Origin of the sequence: Colwellia sp. 5_MG-2023 (genome assembly GCF_030547795.1) — a bacterium.
Taxonomy (GTDB): domain Bacteria; phylum Pseudomonadota; class Gammaproteobacteria; order Enterobacterales; family Alteromonadaceae; genus Colwellia.
Genome location: NZ_JAUOPW010000011.1, coordinates 24,037 through 48,630, shown reverse-complemented (window position 1 = coordinate 48,630; position 24,594 = coordinate 24,037). Strand labels below are relative to the sequence as shown.

Here is a 24,594-nt window from a genome sequence, read left to right as displayed (position 1 = left end):
CCTACGATAAGAAAACCCAACATAAAAAAATTCATCTTAGTTAATAAATCGGTGACGGTTAATTCTAAACGCCATTAAGCCAAGTGTAATACTAGTTAAGGCAATAAAACTAACAAAATACCAATCACCAATAGGGGTTGTATAAGAAACAAAAAATGCATCTCGGCTTAGTTCAATTAAATGAAAGATAGGGTTCCAGCTAAATAAATACCAATATTGTTCAGGTATCATGGTTGCGCAATATAAAACCCCTGAAATTAGATACATGGGGGTGGTAATCATAGCAAATAATTTTGCAGTATCAGGCCAGTAAGAAACTGCACAACAGAATAATAAACCAATCCCCACAGCCAATATTAATAATAAAAAGCAAGCAGCCAATAGTGCTAATAAGTCATTAGGCAATACCTCAAAATCGAGCCAAGCCATGGTGCCAAGTATTAAGACGTAAACAATAATAAAAGTAACGGTTTCAATTAAAATCCTTGTAATTATCGGATCGATAGCAGTAACTTGTCGATAAGTAAGTAACGCTTTATTTGCACTGACAGCTGCGCCAACCTGAGGTAGTAACTTCATAAAAAATTTAAACGGTAAAATACCGGTAAAAAGGAATAATGCGACAGGTATACCTGAAATACTCGAACGTCCTAATAAGGTAAAGATTAGTGCCATCACTGATGCTTGTGCTGCCGGCGATGCTACAGCCCAAAAGTAGCCTAAGCGATTAGTGCCAAACCGAGTTTTAAGTTCTCGCATTAACAGCGCATGAACGGTGGCGTTCATTATTTGTAATGGAGTCCTTTTTTGCGCTTTGATCATGCTTGAAAATATTCCATTATATCGACAGCAAAATGATTGACGCTGACGAGTACCTATCTTATTTGGTGTGATTGTATCAAAATTGTCTTAAGACGTTTAACTCATTGAGTCGATTTAAAGTAAATGTTTTTATTTTTTTGTATCAATCCATGTTTTAACCGAGGTTAAAATATTGAAATAAAGTTACCGTCATTAAACATTATACCTACTAAATCTTTTAGTACGCGTGGTGTTCCGTATTCATTTGATGTTAGTGATACATATCCATCGGCTTCTTTGCTTGCAAGTGTTATGAACCATTCAACACCGTCTTGGTTTTGGCCTTGATAGGTGAAGTTATTGGTTCTGCCAGCAAAGGTAAAATGGGCGAGTCGGCCTTCAAAATAGGCTGCCATATCAATGTTATCTATTGATAATCCTTCTTGGGCATTGTCTAAATCCATATATACCGTTAATAATGGCTCGCCTAACCCTAAAATAGCAGCAGAGTAGGTTACTGTCGCGGTCATGCCGTTTGGAATTAGGTTTTCACTGGTTTCTTGATTTACATTTGGATGAACCATACTGACTGATAGTTGATGTTCAGTGTCGTCATCAAAAAGCGTTCCAAAAATAGAAGCCGATTCAAGAGTTTCAATAACACCTATATTTTCAACCAAGTGCAGCTCAATTCGTGCCGTCATCGCCCCTGTAAACTCTTGCGTCTGTTTCGTTATTGCCATATTTTGTGCGTTGATAGCAATAAAGCCGCTGCCGTCAGGCGTTCCTGAGAAAATATCATCAGCAGGGTCTAGTTTTATTTCAAATTCAGCATCGGTTAGCGTTGAATGTAGTTCGTTTGACGTTATGGTGCCATTCGCCGCAATAGTAAACAAGTTACCTTCTGTGGCATTTAGCTGAATGGTGTTCATTCGTATGGTTAAATCAAGTATTAGGTCTTGGTATTGCCCTGTTAGTACCCATTCTAATTCACTGTCTTGATAAACAATATTAAGGTCATTCAATTGGTAAGAGCCGTCATTAGAGTTTAACGGTACTGTATCGAGTACATCATTAAATAACGGAAAAACATCTACTAATATTGTATTGGTAAAGCCATCAATGAGTTCATAGCCATCGCTTAATGTGGTGTTGACTTGATCGTAAGCATCGTCATTGTTTTCAAAGGTATATAAAATGCTGCGAAAATCATTTAAAAATGATTTGCTTTTAACTAGGTCGGTTTCTTGAACATAAGGTGAGGGTAAGTAACCTTTTTCTGGGTAAATATTTTTTGATAAAAGATAAGCGCGTAACCTTGAGATCTGGTATTGCTCTTCTTCAGTGACTACTACACAGTTGGTTGCTGTGCTTGTTTGCGCTGCGAGTAATGCTTCGGCTAAGGTATTGGTATTCGTTAAACAGTTATCGTTGCTATTATTTAAAATGATATCTTGTAAAAATAAATCTGCATCAGCTATATAAAACTGATTGAATTCATCAATTAAATTTTCTTCATCGATTAAAGTGAAATATAAGCGTCTAAAAATGCTGCCTAGATGATCGTTTACATTGTTATATATAAGTCTATTCTCAAACAGTAATGCAGCATTAAATGCTTGCATATTCCAATAATTCCAACTGCTTTTGTCTGATTGTTGATCTGCTTGGTTATATCCTAAAAAACCTAAGGTATTGGCTAATACCGATTGTGTTTGTTTTAGGGTATTTGAGTTTACTTCGTCAACATAGTTTGATTGTACAAGTTGTGCAACAAGGTCTGTAGTAACATCGACCGTTAATGCTTGATCACCCGTTAATTCAACAATTGCGGCTAATTGCAGTCGCGTATTGATTGGTTGGCCAAAGGCAATGGATTCATATTCATTATTGCTAAAGAGTGTTTCAATACAACCGTTAGGGAGCGAACAACGAATTGCGCTTCGGTTATTGTTTGGGTTAAACACTATTTTATAAATGTGGTTTTGTTCAAGTGCTAATGTGGCGGTGGTTAGCCCTTGTTCGTCGGGGTATACACGTGTTTGTTTAACTAACGCATTATTGTCTGTTAGATCATAAACAAAGACTTCTTCATCACTTATCAAGTAATTAGGCATTATTGATAAGGTTAATTCTGCCGTGTTTGACGGGTTTGTTTGTGCCTCTGTTACTGGTAAATTATCGGCTGTGCTGGCGTTATCTGTTGATGATGAATTACACGCCGTTAGGTTTGATAAAATAATTACTGTAAATAAAGCGATGAAAATTTTCATGTGTTATAAACTCACTTCAAAACCAAGAAAAAGACTGAGACTATTAGCATAACCAAAATCAACATCGTCGAACATTATATCTAAATAGAAAGTTCGATATTTGCTGTGTAAGCCTAACGCGCTTCTTTGAAAATTATAACTTATAGCAACATTGCTATCAGCAAAAGGGGAGTAGCCACCTTTTACACTCACTGAATCCATCACTTCGTTGTATTGGTACTGTACTGATAAATCAAACTTTTCAGCGATGATTTTTTCTACACCAAGATCAATACGTACTGGCAAGTGTTGAGTGAAAGAGTGTTGCTCTGAACCTTCGTGTGTATATAAATTGGTTAATGGATTTTGTTGTAATACGTCTTGGTCGTCGTAATAGAAGTCGTCAACTTGAAAATTACCTTGGGCGTAAGGTGATTCGTCCCAGGTAACAAAATGAAAAGCATCTTTTACGTTTAAGTCTACTTTGGTAGTGCTATTAATTTGGTAACTAATATCAAAGTCTAAACTTGCGCCATAGCCTTGTGGAGTATCATCTACCGTTAAGAAACCGTACAGTGTGTCTTCAGAAAAATGATAGTCTGCGTCAGCATCACCTAAGCTAGTTTTACCGTTAATATAGCCGTTTTGTATGTCTCTATCTTGAAATTTAGACGAGTACAATACATTTAAGTAACTAGTGACGGTTAATTTATTATTGTATTGATAGTTATAACCAACACGCATGCCTTGTGTGGTTAATCTTTGTTCTTTAAAGTCATATATGTAGTCACGATCTTGAAGGTTGTCACGATCGTTATGAAAAGTGTATCGGTATTCTGCTACATCAGGGTGCATGGTTAAGTAGTAATCGTAACGATAAAAGATAGCAAACGACAATGCTTCGTATTGAACGCCTATTTGAAAGAAGTTATTAGCAATTGCTTTGCTGCCTTCGTTATATTCTTTTGCGCCCTTCCATGAGCCAAAAAAGTCAACAACAGGTACTGAAGGCGTATAGTTATCACTATAACCATTAGCAAACAATGTATAACTTTCGGCATTCACTGGCAGCGAGGCTAACGTTACGTTAGATAGGGTAAGAGCAATAATGCTTGTTTTAACTGTTTTTTTTCTCACGATTATTACTACTTTATTTAGAATGATTACAGTTGATATTGCATGAAATTGAGTATATTCAATTTCCAAGACCATTATACCTAAAAAGGCCGCTTTAAAAGCGACCTTGTTTTAGTTTACGATAATATTATGACAATATTAAGGTTGTGCTACTAAATCAGCTTGGTCAAAGTATGCACTTAAACCTTCCATTAATTTTTCTACGTTTGCAGGAGCAATCGGAGTACCATTAATGTTGAAGATGAAGTCGCCAGTTGATACATATGAATTACAAGTACTTGTTGTGTTCATTAAGTCAGCAACGTCAGTATTGTTTACATAAATATCACCAGTCCAGCTACCACACCATACAGGTTGTGTAAGTTCATCACTTACGTCTGCAGCAAGGTTTTTCAATGTCATCACATAGTTTTCACTTGCGCGACGAACATTAGCTGTTTTACTGATTTTCTTCTTGTTACCTTCTTTGTAAATGATAACTTCGCCATCAATTTGGTAGTCTGAAACAGAAGTACCAGAGATAAAGTCAGGGTTAATTGTAACATTACCTTGTTTCAGTACGTTTGCACTAGCAAAAGACTTATAGTCACCGCTATATTGGAAAGTCATTTCTGCTGAACCACTTAGCTTCTTATTCATTTCGCCTGTATAAACAGCTACTTGTGGAAGATCAAACTTCACTTCAGCATCAGCCATTGTTAAAGCAAGGTTATTAAGCGCTGCGTTAGGGTTATAAGAAGCAATTGATGCATTTGCATATTCACTTGTTGTTGGGTTAACACCAAATGTAACTAGTGCATCAGCTGTTGCAACTTGACCTTTAAATGTTAAACCAGTTAATACTTTCGCATCGTCGTTAACACCATTGTTGTAGTTATAGCTAACATTAAATTTAACTAATGTTGTATCGGTATCTAGAACTGTAATAGTGCTATCTACATCATTTTCCATAAAACATTCGTTAATGAAGCCGTCTGTACCCGTTGAACAATCAAAGACACTAAAAGGTCCTGCCTGTGCTGGTAGTGAATCTAAGCTTATAATTGTACCTGATAAGTAAGTTGATGCACCTGCGCCATTACCGCTAACTAAGTTACCTAAACCACTCGCATCGTTAGCAGTTACTGTATTGTATATAACAGCATATGCAACTTCACTTGATGCACTTGTAGCAGGTATATTAACTACGAAGTCACCATCTGTTACACCGTGTAAACTTGCTTCTGCTAATGTATCTTGAACAACATAACGAATATCACCAGCTGTTTTAATTATCTGTTTATTTACATCTACAGATAATCCGTCAGCAGCAAAGAAGTTACTTGTAACAGATGATGCCGTAGCTGCATCTGCTGTATTAGGGTTACTTGGATTGCTTGGGTTACCTGGGTTAGCTGGACCTTCAGGGTCAGTTGGATCAACTGGAACAACAGGGTCAGTTGGGTCAACAGGGTCAGTTGGGTCAACAGGGTCAGTTGGGTCAACAGGATCAGTTGGGTCAACAGGGTCAGTTGGGTCAACAGGGTCAGTTGGAGTAGGTGTAATAACTGTATCTACTTCATCTTCAATTGCTGCAATATCTTCGTCAGTTAATGAACCTTCAGCAGTTTCAATAATAGTAACAACACTATTGATAGCATCATTAATCGCATTTAAGCTTACGCCGTCAACTTCATCAGAAATATCAGAAGCAAGTTCTTCTGCAAAATCACCAGAGCTAAAATCTTCAGCTGAAACTGGTAATGTAACTGTTCCACCTAGCGTATCATTTAGTAGTGCAAATTCTTGTTGAAATAACGAGTCATTTGAAAGCGCTATTATTGCAGCTTCGAAATTGTTAGCGATTTCATCTCTTTCTGTTGAACTACCATTTTCGTCAGTAGCAGAAAGGATTTTACTTGTCATGGCAGCAAGAGCAGCAGAGATATCTGCTCCATCTTCAGCACCTTCTTGCGCTAATTGTAAGATAAGAGCATTAAGCATTGATAATTTTGTATCTTGCAAAGATAACGCTGCTGCATCTTCAGCACTTAAGTCTGAAATAGTTGTAGGGTCAGTAATGTCTTGAGTTAAAAAGTTCTCAGGAGCTATATCTGTTAAACCAAAAACTAAAGCCACTTTTTTAGTTGATAATTTAGCTAGCGCATCAAAACCTGCTTTACCAGAGGCATTTAAATCAGCTAGACCTGTAGATGCTTCCATTATTTGTGCTGTAGCGTTAGTTAACGCATTCACAGGGAATTCTACAGCAGATGTATCAGTATCTTCATCGATAAAAGCAACAGTAGATAGTGCAATGCCTGGTGTGTTAGTGATATCTTCACCAAAACCAACACCATTACCACAATCGCTAGAGTCACAACGCATAATACTGTCTGCATTGGTTGTTACCGTTACTTTAATAGCACCAACGAAGTCTGATGGTATATCAAGTGAATAACTTCCGTTTTCATCAGTTACAGCACTCGCTATTTCATTACCATCTGCATCATATGCTACAACATCTGCACCGATCATAATACCTTTTACAGCGGCACCTGTAGCTGTGAATGTTTCAGCTGTTGGTGGTGTAACTACTGGTGTTTCTGGATCTGTTACTGGATCTGAGCTTGATGAGCCACCACATGCACTTAGCGTTAATGCTAGTGACGTTGCTATTGCAAGCTGTGATAATTTAAAATTTAACATGACGTATCCTTTTCGTTTTATTGGTTATTTAAGTTAAAAAATTTATCAGTTACGGCTTGCAAAACAAGTTCCGGTTGTTGATAAAAACTGCCTGGGATTTGGTTTTCTGATTTTAAAAATTGATTGAACTTTTTAAATGTGATTTCACATGGTTTACAACATGTTTTCCAAAAATCATCTAATGGTTTTTGACTTGTTACTCCGTCTAAGTCATACACCGCACGCCCCAATACTTTTGTAGGTGTTGAATGATGTAATGATGATATACCAACGGTACTGTTTATAGTTACTAAGCCTTTGGCTTCTTTAATTAGCGTAGGTAGATGAGCATCATGACAATACAACACTCTACCTGTTAAGTCATAAGCATAGCAAAGTTTTTTAATGTATCTGGCATAATTGTTAAAGCCTCGGTCCATTGGATGATGCTTAAAAACGAGATAATCATCTTTTGATGCTTTTTGAGAAAACGATTTAATAACAACGCTAATGAACTCTTCAACTGAGCCATAAGGTGAATGGTATAAAATTTGGCTATCAACACTTACTTGAAGAGGAACCAAGAAATACTTCTTGGATAGCGTAGTTGTTAGCTGCTTAACAATTTTTCGTTCTTGACCTTTATATTTTAACTTTCTAAAGCCCGCTTTAATCCAATGCAAACACTCTTCCGTGGCGTACCAAGGGCGGTGATGGATATAATGAGGGAAGTTTTTTGTATAAAGTTGCTTGAAAAAATAATATTGAATGGCGTTAATGGACATATCCCAAAAAGGACTACGCAAACGCGTATTGTTATTCGATATCTCTTCTAGGTGTTTCTCTTCAAGTACACTAAAGTCTAAACCTAAAAGTGAAGAATTACCGTTTACACCACCTTCTTCTAAGGTAATAAACGAAGGTCTTAAATAGCCTTCCTCAAACACCCAAAAAATCAAGTTCATCTCTTCTGCAACAGATTTTGCGATGCGATGATAAAATCGACAATCACCAAAAACAACAATATCTGTAATACCGTGTTTTTCGATATAATCACTTAAATATGCTTGCCACTCGGTTGGTTTGCCAGAGTACGCGTGAGAATATCTTTTATCACTAAACCAGGCATCTCCGCCATTGAATGTGATGTGATGGGCACTCGAAGTGGTTTCACTATCTATATATGATGATAGTAGCTTAAAAAAATTGCCCAACGGGCCTTGCAAGAAAAGTATGTTTTTTTGCATATCGATAGCCACTAAGAAACCATAACGCTAATTTGTGAACAATTTGATGTGGTATTAATATGTAGCAACTAGTAGTCCTTTTGTTAGCTGTATTGTTATATTTATTACGAGCACAATCCTCTATGCATTGACGTTAATCCCTGCGGTTTCTATTTATCTATTAGGAGGTTGTATTTATACTCTTATATTAAATTAGTTGGTAGAACATATGCTCTACCAGCTTATGCTTTTTACTATAGCTAATGTAAAGTATGAAAACAAGCTTAAATAAAACAATAATCAGTATTGTTTTTTATAAAAAGATTAGGTTTATTCAATATTGTTAATATACTGTTAATTCATTGTTTCTATTAATTGTTTCTATTAATTGTTTCTATTAATTGTTTCTATTAATTGTTTCTAGCTATTTCTTTGTTGGCGTGTAAGCAAATTCAATACGGTTACCACTCGGCTCTCTAATCATCATGTGTATTGTTGGGCCTTTACCATTTAATTCTGGGGCGAACTCTATAACTAAATCGGGCACTAATGTAAATCTGCGATGCAATTCATCTAATATTTCTTTACTAGCAACAGTTAAAGCAAGGTGATGTAACCCAACATTATTTTTTCGATCAAATAAAACAGTTTTTTCTACATCGTTGGTTTGCCAAAGTGTCAGAAAAATATCGCCATCAGTCACAAATATTGATGGATAATCAGGATAACCACCTGCTTTTTTCCAGCCTAAGGTATTGATAAAAAAGTCAGCTGATGCTTGAACGTTTTTTACTGTTAAGCCTAAATGATTTAGGCCTTTTGTCATTATTTTATCTTGATAAAGGGAGGTGCTGTGTTTGTCGTTTGCATTCGCTGCGTTTGAGGAAATTAGTAGTAGGGTTAGTGTTATTGGCAGTAATAAAGTTTTTTGCATTGTGTTAGTCATTATTTTATTCACTGTATTTTAAAATAGGTTAGTGATTACAGTTGACCGAGAATCGTGAATTAACTATTCAATTTAATTGCTTATTTGAATTACTATTAATGTACTTAGGTTTAGCCAATTTACATAACAACGTAAATTGTGGAGCTATTGCCTCATTAGGGGGTTATTCAATATTGAATCGTGGTTAGTCTGTTGCTGTGGCTAATAGCTAACGGTGATTGGTATCGGCCTAGCTGAGTTGTCGCGCATAAATCTTGATGTTGCATATGTGCTAAAACGATTGTGATTTTAGATGAAGGATGAGAAATGAAAGAGAGAGTAAAGGCCATAGCGTGTATGACCTTGTTACTATTATAACTGGTTACTATTTTAATTTATTCTGCTTTAATGTTAGCTATCCAAACAGTTTGATAAGGTAATAGTTCTATCGATTCAGTTAGGTCTGTTACGTCAGCACCGCTAATTAATTCAACCCAGTTCTCGGTAACAATTAAATTCAGCTCACTTAATGGCAAAGATAATGGTTTATCCGTAATATTACTGACACAAAAAATACTTTGCTTTCTGTTTTGGCTTTGTCGCCAAAAGCCAAATAAGGATAAGCCTAAGTGCAATGTAAATTGGGTTGCGTTAGGGTGAAATGCTGGCTGTTTAATACGAATATCTAGTAATGACGTTAACGTTGAAAGTACTTTTGCATGATGTAAACTTTCATCTTTTAATGCCTCAGTTAATAAGTCTTCATCCCAACGATGTCGATTGATTGATCGGTTATGATGAGTATTGGCTAGCTTTTTATAATCATTTTGCGTACCAATTAGGCTATGAATGTAAATACCTGGGATTCCTTCGAGTGCAAACATGATTGCGTGAGCACAAATAAAGCGTTCAAAGTTCCACTGATCTTTGCCGTTCACTGTCCCTTGCATAGCGTCATACAAGGCTATATTCATTTCATAGGCTTTTTGATCGCCACCTTCTGTAGTTCGCCATGATATTTTCCCGCCAAAGCCCTCAACTGTTTTAACTAAGTTGTCTAGTTCTTCTTCACTTAATAAGCCTTCGGCAGGGCGTAGACCAATGCCATCATGAGAGGCAATAAAGTTAAAGTACATGGTGCCATTTTGAGGAGGTGGCATACTCATTAACCAACGTTTCAAATATAAACAGCTACCAGTAAGCAATGTATTTAATAGCAATGGTGGTAATGAGAAGTTGTAAATACCATGAGCTTCATTGGCATTACCAAAATAGGTTAGATTTTGAGTATTCGGTATATTAGTTTCTGTAATGATAATTGCATCTGATTGTGCTGACTCAATTAAAGTTCTTAATAGCCGTACTACCTCATGGGTTTGAGGTAAGTTAATACTTGTTGTTCCTGCAATTTTCCATAAGAAAGCAATAGCATCAAAACGAAATATTTTAACGCCACTATCAAGGTATTGTCTGATAATAGTGGTAAACGCTTTTAATACTTCAGGATTTCGAAAGTCAAAATCGACTTGATCGTGACTAAAGGTACACCAGACAAACTTTTTACCATTACTGGTTTCTATTTCTTTTAGCAATGGCGATGTGCGTGGTCTAACAACGTCAGATAAGTCATCGTCTGGTAGTGCGGTGAAAAAGAAATCATTGCCTATTCCTTCTCCTTTAACAAAGTTGTCAAACCAAACACTGCGACTTGAACAATGGTTAATGACTAAGTCAGACATGAAGTTGTAGTCTTTGCTAATGGATTCAATATCATCCCAAGAGCCTAATGATTCATTAACCGATGAGTAGTCAATAACCGCAAAACCATCATCTGAACTGTATGGAAAGAAAGGTAGTATATGTACGCTATTAATCGTATTTTTTATTTTGGTATCTAAAAAGTTCTTCAACGTTTTCAGCGGAGGTTGTTCTTCACTTATTACGCTGTCACCATAAGTGATCAAGATAACATCTTCTTCAGACCAGTGATTTTTAAAAGGCTCAGCAAGCTCTACCGTTGTTGATAACCGCATGATATCGATAAGTGCTTGTGCAATATCGTCACATGAGCTTTCGAGCGGAACGTCTTTATAGATACAAGCTAGCTGCTGAACTAGCTTTTCTTTCAATAGATTAATTTGTGCGGACATACTTCACCTTTACTTCAAGGATTGACTAAATTCTTCATTGTCTAGTTCTACGGCTTCTTTTAACTGCGATAAAATATCAGGTATAGCGCTGACTACTCGGTTCCAAGCCGGGATAAAAGGCGTATCCATAGGTTGTTCTAAGAAAGTATGACCTGCAGTTAATATATTTTCAGCGAACATTTCTACTGCTTTTTCTTCGTTATGAATATCGAGTTGTAGTCCATTCATCATAGCGTCATTGCGATATGTCTCAACATAATCTAATGCAATACGATAATAGGTAGCTTTTAATGTTCTAAACTTTTCAGAGGTGAATGTTTCGCCCTGTGTGGCCAGTTTTCGAATAAATGATTTAGTAATATCAACGGACATTTTCGATAAACCACCTTGATCATTATCTAAAGATAAATCTTGATGCTTATGATCATAGGTTGCCGCAATATCAACTTGGCATATACGATTTGGTGCATAATTACGGTACATTTCAGAAAGTACACCGATTTCTAAGCCCCAATCACTTGGAATACGAATATCACTTAATACATCTCGACGGAAAGAAAATTCACCTGCTAATGGGTATAAAAAGCTGTCCATATATTCAAGATAGTCACAGTGACCAACGGTTTTCTTTAATGCTTTAATTAGCGGTGTTACTAATAAGCGCGAAACGCGACCATTAATTTTGCCACTGGCAACACGTGCATAATAACCTTTAGAAAATTCATAGTTAAACAGTGGGTTGGCAACAGGGTAGAGTAGTCTGTCGAGTAATTCTCTTTCGTAAGTTAAAATATCACAATCATGTAAAGCAATTGATTCAGCTTTACCTGACGCTAGAATATAGCCCATGCAATACCAAACATTACGACCTTTACCTAATTCTTTCGGTGCTAGCCCAAGCGCTTGTAATTTTGCATCGATTGCTTGTAATCTAGGTCCGTCATTCCACAATACTTTATGGTGTTGTGGTAGTTCACCAAAAAACGATAGTGCATGTTTATATTGGTCTAAATCAGCACGGTCTAAACCAATAACTATTTCAGATAGATATTCTACACCTTTAAGCTTACTAACAATATCAGGCAACGCTTTACCTTCTAGCTCTGAAAATAATGAAGGTAGAATAAGCCCTAAAGGGCGTTTTTTGGAAAATTCTAATAATTCGGCCGCCATATCTGCGGATTCACGTTGTGCTAAATTATGTAACGTTGTTACTGTTCCGTTTTGATAAAAATCAGCCATGATTTACCTCTGAGTTAATTGAATTTGATAGCAGTTGTTGTATTGCTTCTGCCCAACCTTCGGGCCCATATGATTTTGTTTTCGTTGTTTGGTATTGACGATATAACGTTGGAAATTCATGTACAGGTGAACGAATTTGTACTGCAAAGTCAGCAGCTTCTAACATTGAGTTGTCATTTTCTCCATCACCTAAGGCAATGGTTACAATTGAGCTGTTGTAATGTTCGCGGTATTGCTCTGCCAACCAAATTAACGCTTGGCCTTTATCGCAATAGTCACCTATATGAATGAATCGACCTCCTTGAACAACATTTGCACCTAAATCAAGCATGTGTTCAATAAATTGCTTTTTCGTTGTTTCATCACCTAACCAATGAATTGGTTCACCAAATTGTCTTTGTTTTGCTCTATTTGCATCCGCTAAAGATAAACCGGTAATTTCTGCTAATTCCGCGTCAGTTAATGTTGAAAATCCTTGGTATTGATTCGAAAATTGACCTGATTTTTCAGATAATAATGTCAACCAGTATTCTCGAGGTAGGCAAAATGATTTCACCCAAAAACCTTCTATTGTTCGAGTGTCTTCAGGCTGTTTTGCAAAAGTGCCAATAGGTATGTAAATAGCGGCACCATTTTCAACAATAAATGGCGCATTAAGATTAAGACTTTGGTTAATAATTTCTAATTCAGCTAGCGTTTTACTCGTATTTAACACAACCGGTATCTTTGAATTTTTTAATTGTTCAAGTGTTGTGCTTGCTGGCGTTGATTGATAAGTGTAATGGTCAAGCAAGGTTCCATCTAGATCACTAAATATCACAGTTGGTAACATGTTCATCCCTATTCTATTATGTGCATTTCAGTAATGCTGCGATCAGGACTTAGGTGAAAAATTGTGTCGGCAGAATGAGAGATGCTATTGCAACCCTGTACACTGAGCCTTTGAAAGTATTGTGTGAAATTTAACACTTCTGCTGGGGTCATAATTTTTGAATTAGTTAAGCCTTGGTTTCTTGCTTCTAGCTTCTGTTCTTGCTCTAAACGCCATTTATAAACGCAATCGAAAGAAGGAGCTTGTAGCGCTAACCAAAAATCCATATTTTTATATAGAGGTTCATATAATGACTTTAGTTGTTGATTGACATAATTTCGCCAGACACCATCGGCATCGTGTTGTAATTCAAGTTCATTAATGGGTTTTTGTAATTGCTCAGCTGTTTGTGATTTAACGCCCCAGCACCAGCCTTCTATAAGAATGATATCTACTGGTTTTTCAATTGAGTACCAAAGTTCTGTTGCAAAAGGTTCGTCAGTTGCTTTATCAAATTTAGGAATAGAGAAACCTGTTTCCTGTGCTTTTAATTGACTAATAACTTTGGTCAGCGCGGCTACATCGTGAGTGCCAGGTACACCTCGAGTAGCTAATAAGGGGTGTATATCTTGTGCTAATTCATTGCGTTTTTCACTAGAATAATAAAAGTCATCCAACGACATAACCACAACATTAACTTTATATTGGTCTATTAAATATTCAGCAATATAATCAGTTAAGGTTGACTTTCCACTGCCTTGGCAGCCGTTAATACCAACAAAATAAGGCTGTTTTGCATCGTTAAACTTGCTAAATATTCTATCCGCTAGCGGCTTATAGTATTGCTTTACTGTATCTTTGAATTCTTCTGGTAGTTTATGTTCTTTAAGAAATGTCGAAAGCATAATTTCCCCTTAGTCAAATAGTTACTATCATTATGTATCAACCTTTATGCCACTTTATAAATTTTCTCTATTATTTGTAACTCAATGTAAAACAAGGAATATATTTTTTAGTTGTTAGAGTTCTTGTGATCTTAATTCGGCCAATGCGCATAGAAATAATTTAATTGCCCTGTATTGGTGCAAAAAGTAATGGAGAGTTCGATAGGTTTATATATTTTTATAAAAACTGCATTCATTCTTTATAAATTAAGTTGGTAGGCTTCGACTAGCGATAACACATCATTAGAAATGAGAATGATTTTCACTTGTAATGCTGGTGACGAAGGATTATCATAAATGCAAATAGTATTGGTTCTTATTTGTATTTGGTTGGGTTAATGAAACGTTTATTTGTATCTATCTTAGTTTATGGGGTTTGCTCTTTAAATAATCACAGTGTTGCGGCAACTCAATCAGAGTTGGAGCTAGCGCTAGCAAAGCAACAACAACAGCTTGCGTTAATTGAAAAAAAATTAGCGTCTTTAAAAGCCGACTCGCTTAAAGCGTCTGAAAATAAGCAGTTGAATGAAGGGACAGATCTTGATGTTAAAAAGAATTGGCAAATTAATTCTTATGGCAGTCTCCTTTATAAAAATGAAGACGTTTATCAGAACATTCAGGATACAAACCCAGAGCGAAGAGCGACAACTGATTTAGAGCGCGTGGTGGTAGAGTTTGTTTATGACTTTGATCCTAAGTGGCAAGTTGAGATCGAGCTTGAATATGAACATGGTGGTACAGGTTCAACTTTAGAATATGACGGTTTTGAAGAGTTTGGCGAGTTTGAGACTGAAGTTGAAGCTGGTGGTGAAATTGTTGTGGAAAAAATGCAAGCTCAATATATTGCCAATAAATACTTCACGATGAAGATGGGACATATTTTTGTTCCTGTAGGTCTAGGTACTGATTTACATAAGCCAACACAATATGTTGCTACGCAGCGCTATTGGAGTGAAGCAACCCTTATTCCACAAGTTTGGCATGAAACCGGTGTAAATTTAATAAGTAAATGGAATGACTTTACCGCACAAACCTTAATTACCACTGGCCTTAACTCTGAATTTTTCCGCACGTATAACTGGGTGGCTACTGGACATCAAAGACGTTTTGAAACAGTAAATGCCGATGATTTAGCATTCACACTTCGCCTAGATTACGGCGATATTAAAGCGGGTAAAGGTGTAGGTGTTAGTTTTTATACTGGTGATACTTCAGGTAATAGAAACAATGATACTAAGGTGGATGGCGACGGTAATCTTACTATTTTCGGTCTTCATGGAGCTTACAGTTATAAGAATTGGCTTGTGCGTGGCCAATATTTATTTGGCTCGTTAGATGATAGTGAAGCGATCACTAATGCGAATAAAACAACACCAGGATTAAAGCCGGGAAATTTTTCACAACTAGGTAGCGAAGCTGAATCGGCATTTGTCGAGTTATCGTATAACAGTCAAGATCTGTTCAATGTTAGCAAACCACTCTATTTATATAGCATTTATGAATATGCAAATCCGATCAAAAAGCTTGAACAAGGTATCGCCACAGATCGATTTAACACACAGTCTATCGCTTTAGGTATGAACTATTACCCAATTAAAAATATTGTATTTAAAGCACAGGCGGCACAAACAAAACACGCACAAAACAACTTAGATGATAGCACCAGCTTTAGTTTGTCTATGGGTTACTTCTTTTCTATATAACACAGTCAACACAACAAAATTAACATAACAAAATTTAAATAAGGGACATAACATGATATTTAAGAAATCTTTATTGGCAGCTGCCATCTCTGCATTAGTTTTAACAGCTTGTGGTGGCAGTTCGTCAGACAGTGAAACCCCTGTGGTTGAGGAAACTCGTTTCAGTTTTGAAGCCACTGAAATGATCACTAATTTAACTAATGATGTCATCGTGGCGGGTTATCAAAACCTTAATGATGGTGCGACAGACTTTTTATTAGCAACTCAAAATTTAGTAAATACACCAACAGAAGAGAATTTAGCATTAGCGCAACAAGCTTGGAAAGAAGTTCGAGTACCTTGGGAGCAAGGTGAATCACACATTTTTGGCCCAGTTGACGCACTTTCTATTGATCCTCATTTAGATACTTGGCCGTTAAATACCAGTGACTTAGAGGCGTTATTAGCATCTCAAGCAAGTTTTAGTGCTGATGAACTCAAAACGTTTAATGATGACGTTCAAGGTTTTCATACCATGGAGTTTCTATTGTTTGGTGATGGTGTAGAAGATAATGAGAAAAGCATTGATGAAATGACTACGCTTGAAAGTGAATATTTATCTGCCGCTGCAGAGGTATTTAAAACTTATACACAATCATTGTTAGATGCATGGATAGTTGCGAATGATCCAAACGATGCTAATTCGCCAGCATACAAAGATTTATTATTAACTACGAATAATGATATTTATGCATCTCAGTTGGGTGTAGTAGAAGAATTAATCAACGGTATGATTGGTATTGTTGATGAAGTAGGTAATGGCAAAATAGCGGAACCGTTTGGTAGTAATATCGATAATATTGATACTTCTAAAGTGGAATCACAATATAGCTGGAATTCATTGGCTGATTTTACTGACAATATTCGTGGCGTACAAAATGTGTATCGCGGTGAGTTTTCAGGGCAGGCTGATAAAGCGGGTATTATTGACTTTGTGAATGCGGCTGATGCCGATCTTGCCACAAGAGTCGATACTGAAATAACGGATGCTATTGCGGCGATTGAAGCAATTGCTGGTGATAATGATTTACCTTTTAGACAAGCCATTAATGATGCTGATGCGCGAGTGAGAATTCAAGCTGCGATTGATGCGTTATCAACGTTACAAACTTCTTTTGAAAATGACGTCTTAACTAAGCTACAAGATTGGCAACAATAAGTTAGTTAACTATTTATTGAGTCATTCTCAACAATTATTGCGCAAGGATGCACAATAATCTACACCTGTTCTGGGCATCCTAGCAATGATTAATCTAAGTAAGTTAAAAAAGTTAAGTTATTTAAGTAACTTTAATTATTTATATAAACTAAGTAATTCTGATAGTTCAACGAAACAACGCCAAGTAAAGCTTTGCCATGTAGTGTTAGTCATAACGAGTGCAATGATTATCTCTGGCTGTAACTCCAGTAGTTCAAATGAGACGAGCAAAGAAACCGAGCAACCACAAGCGGCTTATACTTTTGTAAGTTTATTAGGCGGTGAGGCAACCGCTATTGATGCTAGCGATTCAGGGCATGGCTTTTCAACGCCGATGCCAAATTTAACTGCTGAAGAGTTAGACAAACATTTAACTGGTGACACACATTTTGAAACCGCCTTTACTACCGCACCAAATGATGAGCACCCTGATTTAGACGGGTTGGGGCCAGTATTTAATAACCAAGATTGTAATTCATGTCATCAACGTGATGGTCGACCTTCTACGATTACCTTAGCCGAAGGAGAAAGTCGGGTATTATTGGGATCTAATGCCGGAATTTTCTTACGTATGAGTATTGATGATGGTGAATGTTTGGTGCCATCAGTAGAAAATAACTATTGTAAAAATGTAGGGGTTGATGGTTTTGGTACGCAATTATTCCATCGAGGTGTTCTAAAGGCTCGGGATGATTGGCAAGAGAATCCTTTTATTGGCCAAGCTAATGTATATCTTTCATATGAGTATTCAACGGTAACGTATGCTGATGGTAATACGGTAACGCTTAAAAAGCCGATGTTTACAATTGAAAAACCTTATGATGTAGCACCTGAAAATTCGCTAAATAGCGCTATTTTGCAAGCGAATGTACGTTATAGCCCAAGAAACGGAATGCCTATATTTGGTTTAGGGTTGCTAGAGTTGATTAGTGAGGCTGATATTTTAGCATTAGCCGATGAGAACGATACTAATAATGATGGTATTTCTGGTCGCCCTAATTGGGTTTTTGATCCGGTAAAAGCTAACAATAATGATCCTATTCCCGTGTCATTAGGACGCTTTGGTTGGAAAGCCAGTACACCAAGCGTTCGAGTACAGTCGCTTGCAGCCTTGCGTGGCGATATGGGGATAACGAATCCTTTATTTCCTGAAGAGAGTGTTGTTAATACTCCGTTACACGAGAGCTACCTTGCACGTACTGGGTTTGTTGACACAGGCACTGATGAGCAAGGAAATACCGAAGCTACTCAGCAGTTCTCAGATGAAGTGGTGTTTTATGCTGAAACGTTAGCGGTTCCAGCTAGGCGTAATATTAATGATGAATCAGTGATTGCTGGTGCGCAACTATTTACCCAAGTGAATTGTACTGGGTGTCATCAACCTGACTTTATTACGTCTACAGGTGAACTTTTAGTGGGTGGTTTAGCTGCGCCAGAGGTACTAAAAGGGCAACATATTTATCCATTTACCGATATGTTATTACATGATTTAGGTGAAGGACTCGCTGATAACCGCCGTGATTTTACTGCGAATGGTCAAGAGTGGAAAACACGCCCTTTGTGGGGAATCGGTTTAACTAAAACAGTGAACCCTGCGGCTGGATTTTTACATGATGGTAGGGCTGCAGATGTTGAAGAAGCTATTCTGTGGCATGGTGGTGAAGCTGAGCAAAGTAAAAATGCTTATATGGCTTTAGCGGAAGCCGAACGTCAATCATTAATCGATTTTGTTATGTCGTTGTAGAGCGTGGTAAAGAAAAGTATTAGGTGAGTTTAGTTCACCTAATACTGGAGGGGTAGATTATTCGCCACTTATGATTACTTGGGTGGCGATCTCGCTATTCGCTAATGCGGCATTCTTAGGTAATACTTCATTGCCGTCTAATAAATAAATAACTTTTTGGCCTTGTGCCGCTAATTCCATAGCATGTTGATAGTTAATTAATATACTTGAGCTGATGCTTTGTAAAAACTTTTCAGCATCGCGTCGTATATATTCAATTAATTCAATATTAACATCTTCATCATAAAAAACAGCATCAGCAAATTGCATCGCTCGATGGGCATTTAGTGTTAAGTTATCTGGGTTGCCGTTTTTTGTATGAATAAAGATAATTTCACCACTCGGTGGCGCGATTTCTTGTTTTATACTGGCAATTAATTGTTGCTCTGCTTTTTGTTGGTCGCCATCGAGTACCGCTTGTCCTATTGGCCCTTTAAGAATGCTTTCCCAAAAGCTGCGCCTATTGCGTAATCCTTTAACGCGTGCTTTGACATGATCACGAAACTTATATGAAAAATCGGCAAGTTTTCCATAGCCTTGAGGAAGTGTTTTTTCAATTTGCTCCCTTAACATGCGTACGAGAATAGGTGAGCTGCCTGAACTTGATAGCGCAATAAGCATTGGACTTCTGTCAATGATTGCTGGCGTAATGTAAGTGCATAATTCAGGTTGGTCGACAACGTTAGTCAGTATATTTAATGGTGTCGCTTCTTGATAAATCGCTTCATTTACCACTGTGTTATCAGTAGCGGCGATGACTAAATTGATATGCGTTAAATGCCCAGCTTGGTAATTATGGGGTAACCAAGTTAATTGATGTAATGTAATCAAACGTTCGATACTACTACATACGCTCTCACTCATTATTGTGATATTAGTGGTCGCTTTTAAGAGCAATTCAAGTTTGCGGGTAGCTACCTCGCCACCCCCTATAATCATAGCGGATAGATTGTTGGCATCGAGGAACACAGGAAAATATTTCATGACATAACTTAGTACAAAGACATTATTAACTTAACTGGCTTAACTTTATCATAAGCCTGTAATGAAAATCTTTACTAGTCTACGGTTAATCGATTTTTACTAATGGCTAAACCATTTAAATCGCCGTAAATAAAGTCGCCAGCCTTAAAGTGTAAATTGGCAAAGGTAATATCAACATTAATGTCGCCAACGCCTAACTTTTCTGTTTTTATTGGGTTACAGCCTAGCGCTTTTACACCAATAGGCAGGGTGGCAATAGTGCCAGCATCGCGAATGCAGCCATTGATCACAATAGCTTGCCAACCATTCTCAACCGCTTTTTCTGCTAACATATCACCTAATAAAGCGTTGGTAGTGCTAGCTTTACCATCAACGACCATGACTTTACCTGTGCCATCGGTGGCAACTAATTCTTTTACTTTTGAATTATCGTTAAAGCAAGATACAGTGACAATTTCACCAGAAAAAATAACCTTACCGCCGTAATCATTAAATATTGGCTCCGCTAGTTGTAATTGTTCAGGGTAAAGATCGAATAAATCAGGGAGTAAATCTAACATTATATTTTACGTATTAAATGAATTTGTTCCTACTCTAGCATCAATGAATGATAAACTATCATTACGAATATGTATGATCAGAATAAACAATGTTCATAAATAACCACAATCAATTTAATTAATTTCATCGGAAAACATAACATGCCTTGGATACAACTTAGATTAAGCGCTAATGAAGAAACTGCAGAAAAGTATAGTGATTGGTTAGTAGCCTGTGGCTCACAAGCAGTGACTTTTATTGACGCTAAAGATACACCTATTTATGAACCCTTACCTGGTGATGAAGTAATCTATTGGTCTAACACTGTTGTTATGGGCTTGTTTGATGCGAGTCATGATATGGATAAAGTGATCAGTTATTTACAAGGTATTCATCCTGATAAAAAGCAGATGAAATACAAGTTAGAACAATTAGAAGATAAAGACTGGGAACGTGAATGGATGGATAACTTCCACCCAATGAAGTTTGGTAAACGCCTATGGGTTTGCCCAAGCTGGCGTGATGTACCAGAGCCTGATGCGGTCAATGTTATGCTTGACCCCGGCTTAGCTTTTGGCACAGGTACACACCCAACCACAGCGCTTTGCTTAACTTGGCTTGACGGCTTAGATTTACAAGGTAAAACCGTAGTCGATTTTGGTTGTGGCTCGGGTATATTGTCATTAGCTGCGTTAAAGTTGGGGGCAAAGAAAGTTATTGGTATTGATATTGACCCACAGGCATTACAGGCAAGTCTTGCTAATGCGAAACGTAATAATGTAGATGATAGGTTAACGCTTTTTCTTCCAAAAGATCAGCCTACTTTTAAAGCCGATGTAGTTGTGGCGAATATATTAGCAGGCCCATTGCGTGAGTTAGCGCCTACTATTATGGAATATGTTGGTGATAAAGGTTTATTAGCATTGTCTGGTGTATTAGAAGAGCAGGCACAAACATTACAAGATATATATGGTCAATGGTGTAACATGGAGCCGGTGACTATCCAAGAAGAGTGGGTTCGTTTAAACGGTCAACGTAAGTAGCTTATAATATAGATATTTTTTGCTGCAGTTCAGGTTAGTGAATATAAACTATGTGTTAAAGCACTAACTTGAATTAACCGTTAGTGCTTTATTTATAATGAGTCTGTTATCTTTACTACTATTATAATAAGTTCAAAATACAATGACTTAAAAAGCATTTCGTGACGAATCGAGCGGTATTGTCTCTTGTGCTTTTTTCTTATTTTTTTTCTCTTGTAGCTCTTCTTTGGATTGAAAGATGGTCACTTGATTGCGTCCATCATATTTAGAAGCATAAGCAGCACTATCGGCATCAGCTAAAATGTCATCTAAATCATAACCACTGGTTTTAGTATCGGTTACACCAAAACTTGCGGTAATATTAAAATCAAAACCAGACTCTTTTGTTGTAATGTTTGCAATGGCTTGTCGATAGGTTTCCGCTCGTTGAGACGCTGAGTGTTTATCGCAGCTTGTTAATAATATACAAAATTCTTCACCGCCTAATCGGGCAAAAATATCGTTTTGACGGCCGATAGCTTTACAGGCGTATATTACATTTTTTAATGCCCAGTCACCGCATGCATGACCATAGTCATCATTAACTTTTTTGAAATAATCTAAATCAAACATAATGATACTTAATTCTTGATTTGCACTTTTGCAATATTCTAATGCTGAGTTCGCTATTTGAGTAAAATGGCCGCGATTATATATACCGGTTAGTGAATCATATTCAGCTAATTGTTTAATACGTTTATGGGCCTGTAATAATCGAGACCCCCACACTAATAGTATTGAGATTACTATAACTAATATAAGTAAAATAAAACGTGTGTTATCTGCGTTAGCTTTGATTAAGGCTTGTTCTGCAATTAATAAATCATTCTGTTGATTTAATAACGCGATTTGATTTTTTTGCTCTAGTTCTTTGTGTACCGCTAGTTGATAAGCTAAGTACTTATTTTTTTCATCTTCTAAGTGAGCTTTATTCGCTTCTGCATATTTTATATAGTGCGCTAATGCGGCTTGATTATCATTGTTTTCTACGGCAACTTTATACAGTATTGAATGGCTTAGTATGAATGACTGCATATTGCCAGGGCCATCGGTTTTTGATAATGCTTTGTGAGCATACTGAGTCGCTTCAACAAGGTTACTTTGTTTAAAATATGCTTGTGATAATAACGCATAAAACCCAGCCATAACCGGGGCATAGTTAGTTTTTTCGACTTCATCAAGCTTAGGGAGCAATAGATCTATCGTTTTTGTGGCTTGATTCTTTTCTAATAATACTCTTGCTAGGTAAGTTCGTATGACATTACTAACGATTTTTTCGTTGATTTTTTCACATGAGTTTATCGCTTCATTTATCTCTTCACTATTCTCGTCGAGTTGCTTTAGCTTTAATTTTGCTTCTAACACTAAATGATTAGCAAAACATAAAGGCCTAGCCTCTTGAGTTTCAGATTGAATTCTTTGGGCGTATGTTAACCCTAATTCGTATTGACCAATTAGATTGTAAAAAATGACAGCGATAATTAAGCCATCTTCTTGTACTTTTTTATCCTCAATTTCTTCTAGCATGTCAAAGTTATTGGATAAATGCGCTAGTCCTTCTGACCAGTTTTGGGCAATAGCATAAATATTCACAATAGAAGAGTTGGCTCTAAACTTTAGCTCTTTACTCGCGTTAGAATTTATAATTTCTTTATAACCCGTAATAGATTCTTCAAACTGACCCGTAAAGGAATGTTGATAGGCTAATAAATAATTTAAATAATGTTTTTGATTGCTAGATAACTGCTTGTTCTTCTCTTTAATTTTGTCAAGGATAATTGTTAGTTGTTTAGGGTTAGTACTGCGAATAGTGTCAGCATCTTTAAGTAGTTCGTCGATAGTTCTTGACTCATCATTAGACGCATTAGCTTTATGATGTGCACCAAAAATTACAATCAATAATAGGTATACAATAGTGATGGGCAGTATCTTTTTATCAGTCATAATCTTTGGTATATTTGCTTTATGTGCTTATAGCTGTTTTATTTTCTTCATTTTCTTCACTATTTTGTTCGTCGTCCTCAACTGCAGCTTCATCATCTTCAGCAGGATACATCGCACAAACAATATTAGCGCGAACTTGCAGTTGGTATTCTAATGAAGATACGTCTTTATCAATAATAGCTTTTGCAATATTGGCACTACACGCTGTAGTCACTAATAAATCTTTAATTGCATCTTCATTTTGTAAGCTTGAGTCATTACCCATCTTTTCTAATATTTCTATCGTTTTTGACATAACTTTCACTCTGTTTTTTTATTATAAGGATAGTGTTTACCTTTATATCACTAGCGTTAATTTGGGTCTATGTTTACTTTTAGCCTCTTTATTATCTATCTGAGCTAGTTTAGTTAATAGATCGTTATTTGGTTGTGGTTTTTCACTTGGAGGAATAACCAGAGTTGTGTGCATAAATAATTCTATGTTAACTAAATCGTGTAACGCAATGGTATCAGCGCGAACGTTATCAATAGGTAATACCTTGGCTTGATACAAAATTACCTGATGATCAGCTGGGTATGTTTCAGTTAGTAAATCGACCAATACTTGTAAGGTCTCTTTACTTGCCGCATATTTGGTTAACGATTTATCACCTGCTAAAGCAACTTGCCATAATATAAGATGAGCTGTAGGGTCAATGTTACGCTTATAAAACATAAATTGGCTTGCTTCATAATTTATACAACCACTTTCTCCGGGATCAATATTTAAGTCAGCATAAAGGCAATCTTCTGCTGATATACCTGCTTCCATATGTGCAGGGTAGTTTTCTTTAGTCGCTTGCTTAATAGCTCTATGACCAACACAAGCAAATACACCAGGGTGCCCGTAAAAAGCACACACTACTTTTTTACCTAGCCTGACTTCCGCTATTATCGCCTCAACCATTTCATTGTAGGTAATATTGCGGTTTTTTCCTTCTTGATAATAACATTGCAAACTACGAACATCATGATGCATTTCATCAATCCAACGTTCGGTGATTCCGGTCGACATTAATGAGAAAACTACATCGGCCTGCTCAATATAGCTTGTAGATATAGGACTAATATGCCCCCCGAGCATCATGCCCGTGCCAACACAAACTAAACTACCTTGCATTCATTTA

Annotated in this window: 19 protein-coding genes; 4 read left to right on the top strand and 15 right to left on the bottom strand. The window is 36.8% G+C overall.

The features are described 5' to 3' along the window. Nucleotides 1–36: 36 nt before the first annotated feature. The 10 genes from Q4496_RS09560 to Q4496_RS09515 form a co-directional block, all read right to left on the bottom strand. Complete coding sequence (locus tag Q4496_RS09560) at nucleotides 37–786, bottom strand: ABC transporter permease (RefSeq protein ID WP_303610352.1); 750 nt, start codon at nucleotides 784–786, stop codon at nucleotides 37–39. Nucleotides 787–986: 200 nt separating this feature from the next. Next, nucleotides 987–3,074 (bottom strand): hypothetical protein, encoded by a 2,088-nt coding sequence (locus tag Q4496_RS09555; protein ID WP_303610351.1) that lies wholly within the window; start codon nucleotides 3,072–3,074, stop codon nucleotides 987–989. Between the two features lie 3 nt (nucleotides 3,075–3,077). Next, a complete protein-coding gene (locus Q4496_RS09550) occupies nucleotides 3,078–4,190 on the bottom strand; it encodes a hypothetical protein (RefSeq protein WP_303610350.1) in 1,113 nt (370 codons plus the stop codon). A 138-nt stretch (nucleotides 4,191–4,328) separates the two neighbouring features. Then, a complete protein-coding gene (locus Q4496_RS09545; protein ID WP_303610349.1) occupies nucleotides 4,329–6,878 on the bottom strand; it encodes a hypothetical protein in 2,550 nt (849 codons plus the stop codon). Between the two features lie 17 nt (nucleotides 6,879–6,895). After that, nucleotides 6,896–8,104, bottom strand: a complete 1,209-nt coding sequence (locus tag Q4496_RS09540; protein ID WP_215972044.1) for a capsule biosynthesis protein — start codon at nucleotides 8,102–8,104, stop codon at nucleotides 6,896–6,898. A 403-nt stretch (nucleotides 8,105–8,507) separates the two neighbouring features. After that, the gene (locus Q4496_RS09535; RefSeq protein WP_303610348.1) at nucleotides 8,508–9,029 is read right to left on the bottom strand and encodes a VOC family protein; all 522 of its coding nucleotides are present in this window, start codon (nucleotides 9,027–9,029) and stop codon (nucleotides 8,508–8,510) included. Nucleotides 9,030–9,403: 374 nt separating this feature from the next. Then, entirely contained in the window at nucleotides 9,404–11,158 is a 1,755-nt protein-coding gene (locus Q4496_RS09530) for a sugar phosphorylase (RefSeq protein WP_303610347.1), read from the bottom strand. 9 nt (nucleotides 11,159–11,167) lie between these two features. Beyond that, a complete protein-coding gene (locus tag Q4496_RS09525) occupies nucleotides 11,168–12,400 on the bottom strand; it encodes a glycosyl transferase (RefSeq protein WP_303610346.1) in 1,233 nt (410 codons plus the stop codon). Continuing rightward, a complete protein-coding gene (locus tag Q4496_RS09520; protein WP_252727379.1) occupies nucleotides 12,393–13,232 on the bottom strand; it encodes a mannosyl-3-phosphoglycerate phosphatase in 840 nt (279 codons plus the stop codon). The genes Q4496_RS09525 and Q4496_RS09520 overlap by 8 nt, the downstream gene beginning before the upstream one ends. Nucleotides 13,233–13,240: 8 nt before the next feature. Next, nucleotides 13,241–14,116: a kinase gene (locus Q4496_RS09515; protein WP_303610345.1), complete on the bottom strand. Its 876-nt coding sequence runs from the start codon at nucleotides 14,114–14,116 to the stop codon at nucleotides 13,241–13,243. A gap of 377 nt (nucleotides 14,117–14,493) precedes the next feature. Between Q4496_RS09515 and Q4496_RS09510 the strand changes: the two genes are divergently transcribed. From Q4496_RS09510 to Q4496_RS09500, 3 genes are all read left to right on the top strand, one after another. Next, entirely contained in the window at nucleotides 14,494–15,858 is a 1,365-nt protein-coding gene (locus Q4496_RS09510) for a hypothetical protein (protein WP_303610344.1), read from the top strand. A 52-nt stretch (nucleotides 15,859–15,910) separates the two neighbouring features. Then, entirely contained in the window at nucleotides 15,911–17,056 is a 1,146-nt protein-coding gene (locus Q4496_RS09505) for an imelysin family protein (RefSeq protein WP_303610343.1), read from the top strand. An 85-nt stretch (nucleotides 17,057–17,141) separates the two neighbouring features. Then, on the top strand, nucleotides 17,142–18,839 hold the full coding sequence (locus tag Q4496_RS09500; RefSeq protein WP_303610342.1) for a di-heme oxidoredictase family protein: 1,698 nt from the start codon (nucleotides 17,142–17,144) through the stop codon (nucleotides 18,837–18,839). A 57-nt stretch (nucleotides 18,840–18,896) separates the two neighbouring features. Here the strand turns inward: Q4496_RS09500 and Q4496_RS09495 are convergent, their stop codons facing one another. Next, nucleotides 18,897–19,862 carry an NAD(P)-dependent oxidoreductase gene (locus tag Q4496_RS09495; RefSeq protein ID WP_215972052.1) on the bottom strand — a complete coding sequence of 322 codons (966 nt, stop codon included), beginning with the start codon at nucleotides 19,860–19,862 and terminating at the stop codon, nucleotides 18,897–18,899. Nucleotides 19,863–19,936: 74 nt separating this feature from the next. Next, a complete protein-coding gene (locus Q4496_RS09490; RefSeq protein ID WP_215972053.1) occupies nucleotides 19,937–20,422 on the bottom strand; it encodes a putative 4-hydroxy-4-methyl-2-oxoglutarate aldolase in 486 nt (161 codons plus the stop codon). A 141-nt stretch (nucleotides 20,423–20,563) separates the two neighbouring features. Between Q4496_RS09490 and prmA the strand changes: the two genes are divergently transcribed. Beyond that, on the top strand, nucleotides 20,564–21,445 hold the full coding sequence (gene prmA / locus Q4496_RS09485) for a 50S ribosomal protein L11 methyltransferase (RefSeq protein ID WP_303610341.1): 882 nt from the start codon (nucleotides 20,564–20,566) through the stop codon (nucleotides 21,443–21,445). 147 nt (nucleotides 21,446–21,592) lie between these two features. Here prmA and Q4496_RS09480 read toward each other — a convergent pair whose 3' ends face one another. The 3 genes from Q4496_RS09480 to Q4496_RS09470 are packed head-to-tail and all read right to left on the bottom strand — an operon-like array spanning nucleotide 21,593 to nucleotide 24,587. Further along, on the bottom strand, nucleotides 21,593–23,428 hold the full coding sequence (locus Q4496_RS09480) for a GGDEF domain-containing protein (RefSeq protein WP_303610340.1): 1,836 nt from the start codon (nucleotides 23,426–23,428) through the stop codon (nucleotides 21,593–21,595). A 19-nt stretch (nucleotides 23,429–23,447) separates the two neighbouring features. After that, nucleotides 23,448–23,723 (bottom strand): hypothetical protein, encoded by a 276-nt coding sequence (locus tag Q4496_RS09475; RefSeq protein ID WP_215972056.1) that lies wholly within the window; start codon nucleotides 23,721–23,723, stop codon nucleotides 23,448–23,450. A 42-nt stretch (nucleotides 23,724–23,765) separates the two neighbouring features. Next, nucleotides 23,766–24,587: an SAM-dependent methyltransferase gene (locus tag Q4496_RS09470; protein WP_215972057.1), complete on the bottom strand. Its 822-nt coding sequence runs from the start codon at nucleotides 24,585–24,587 to the stop codon at nucleotides 23,766–23,768. Nucleotides 24,588–24,594 lie beyond the last annotated feature (7 nt).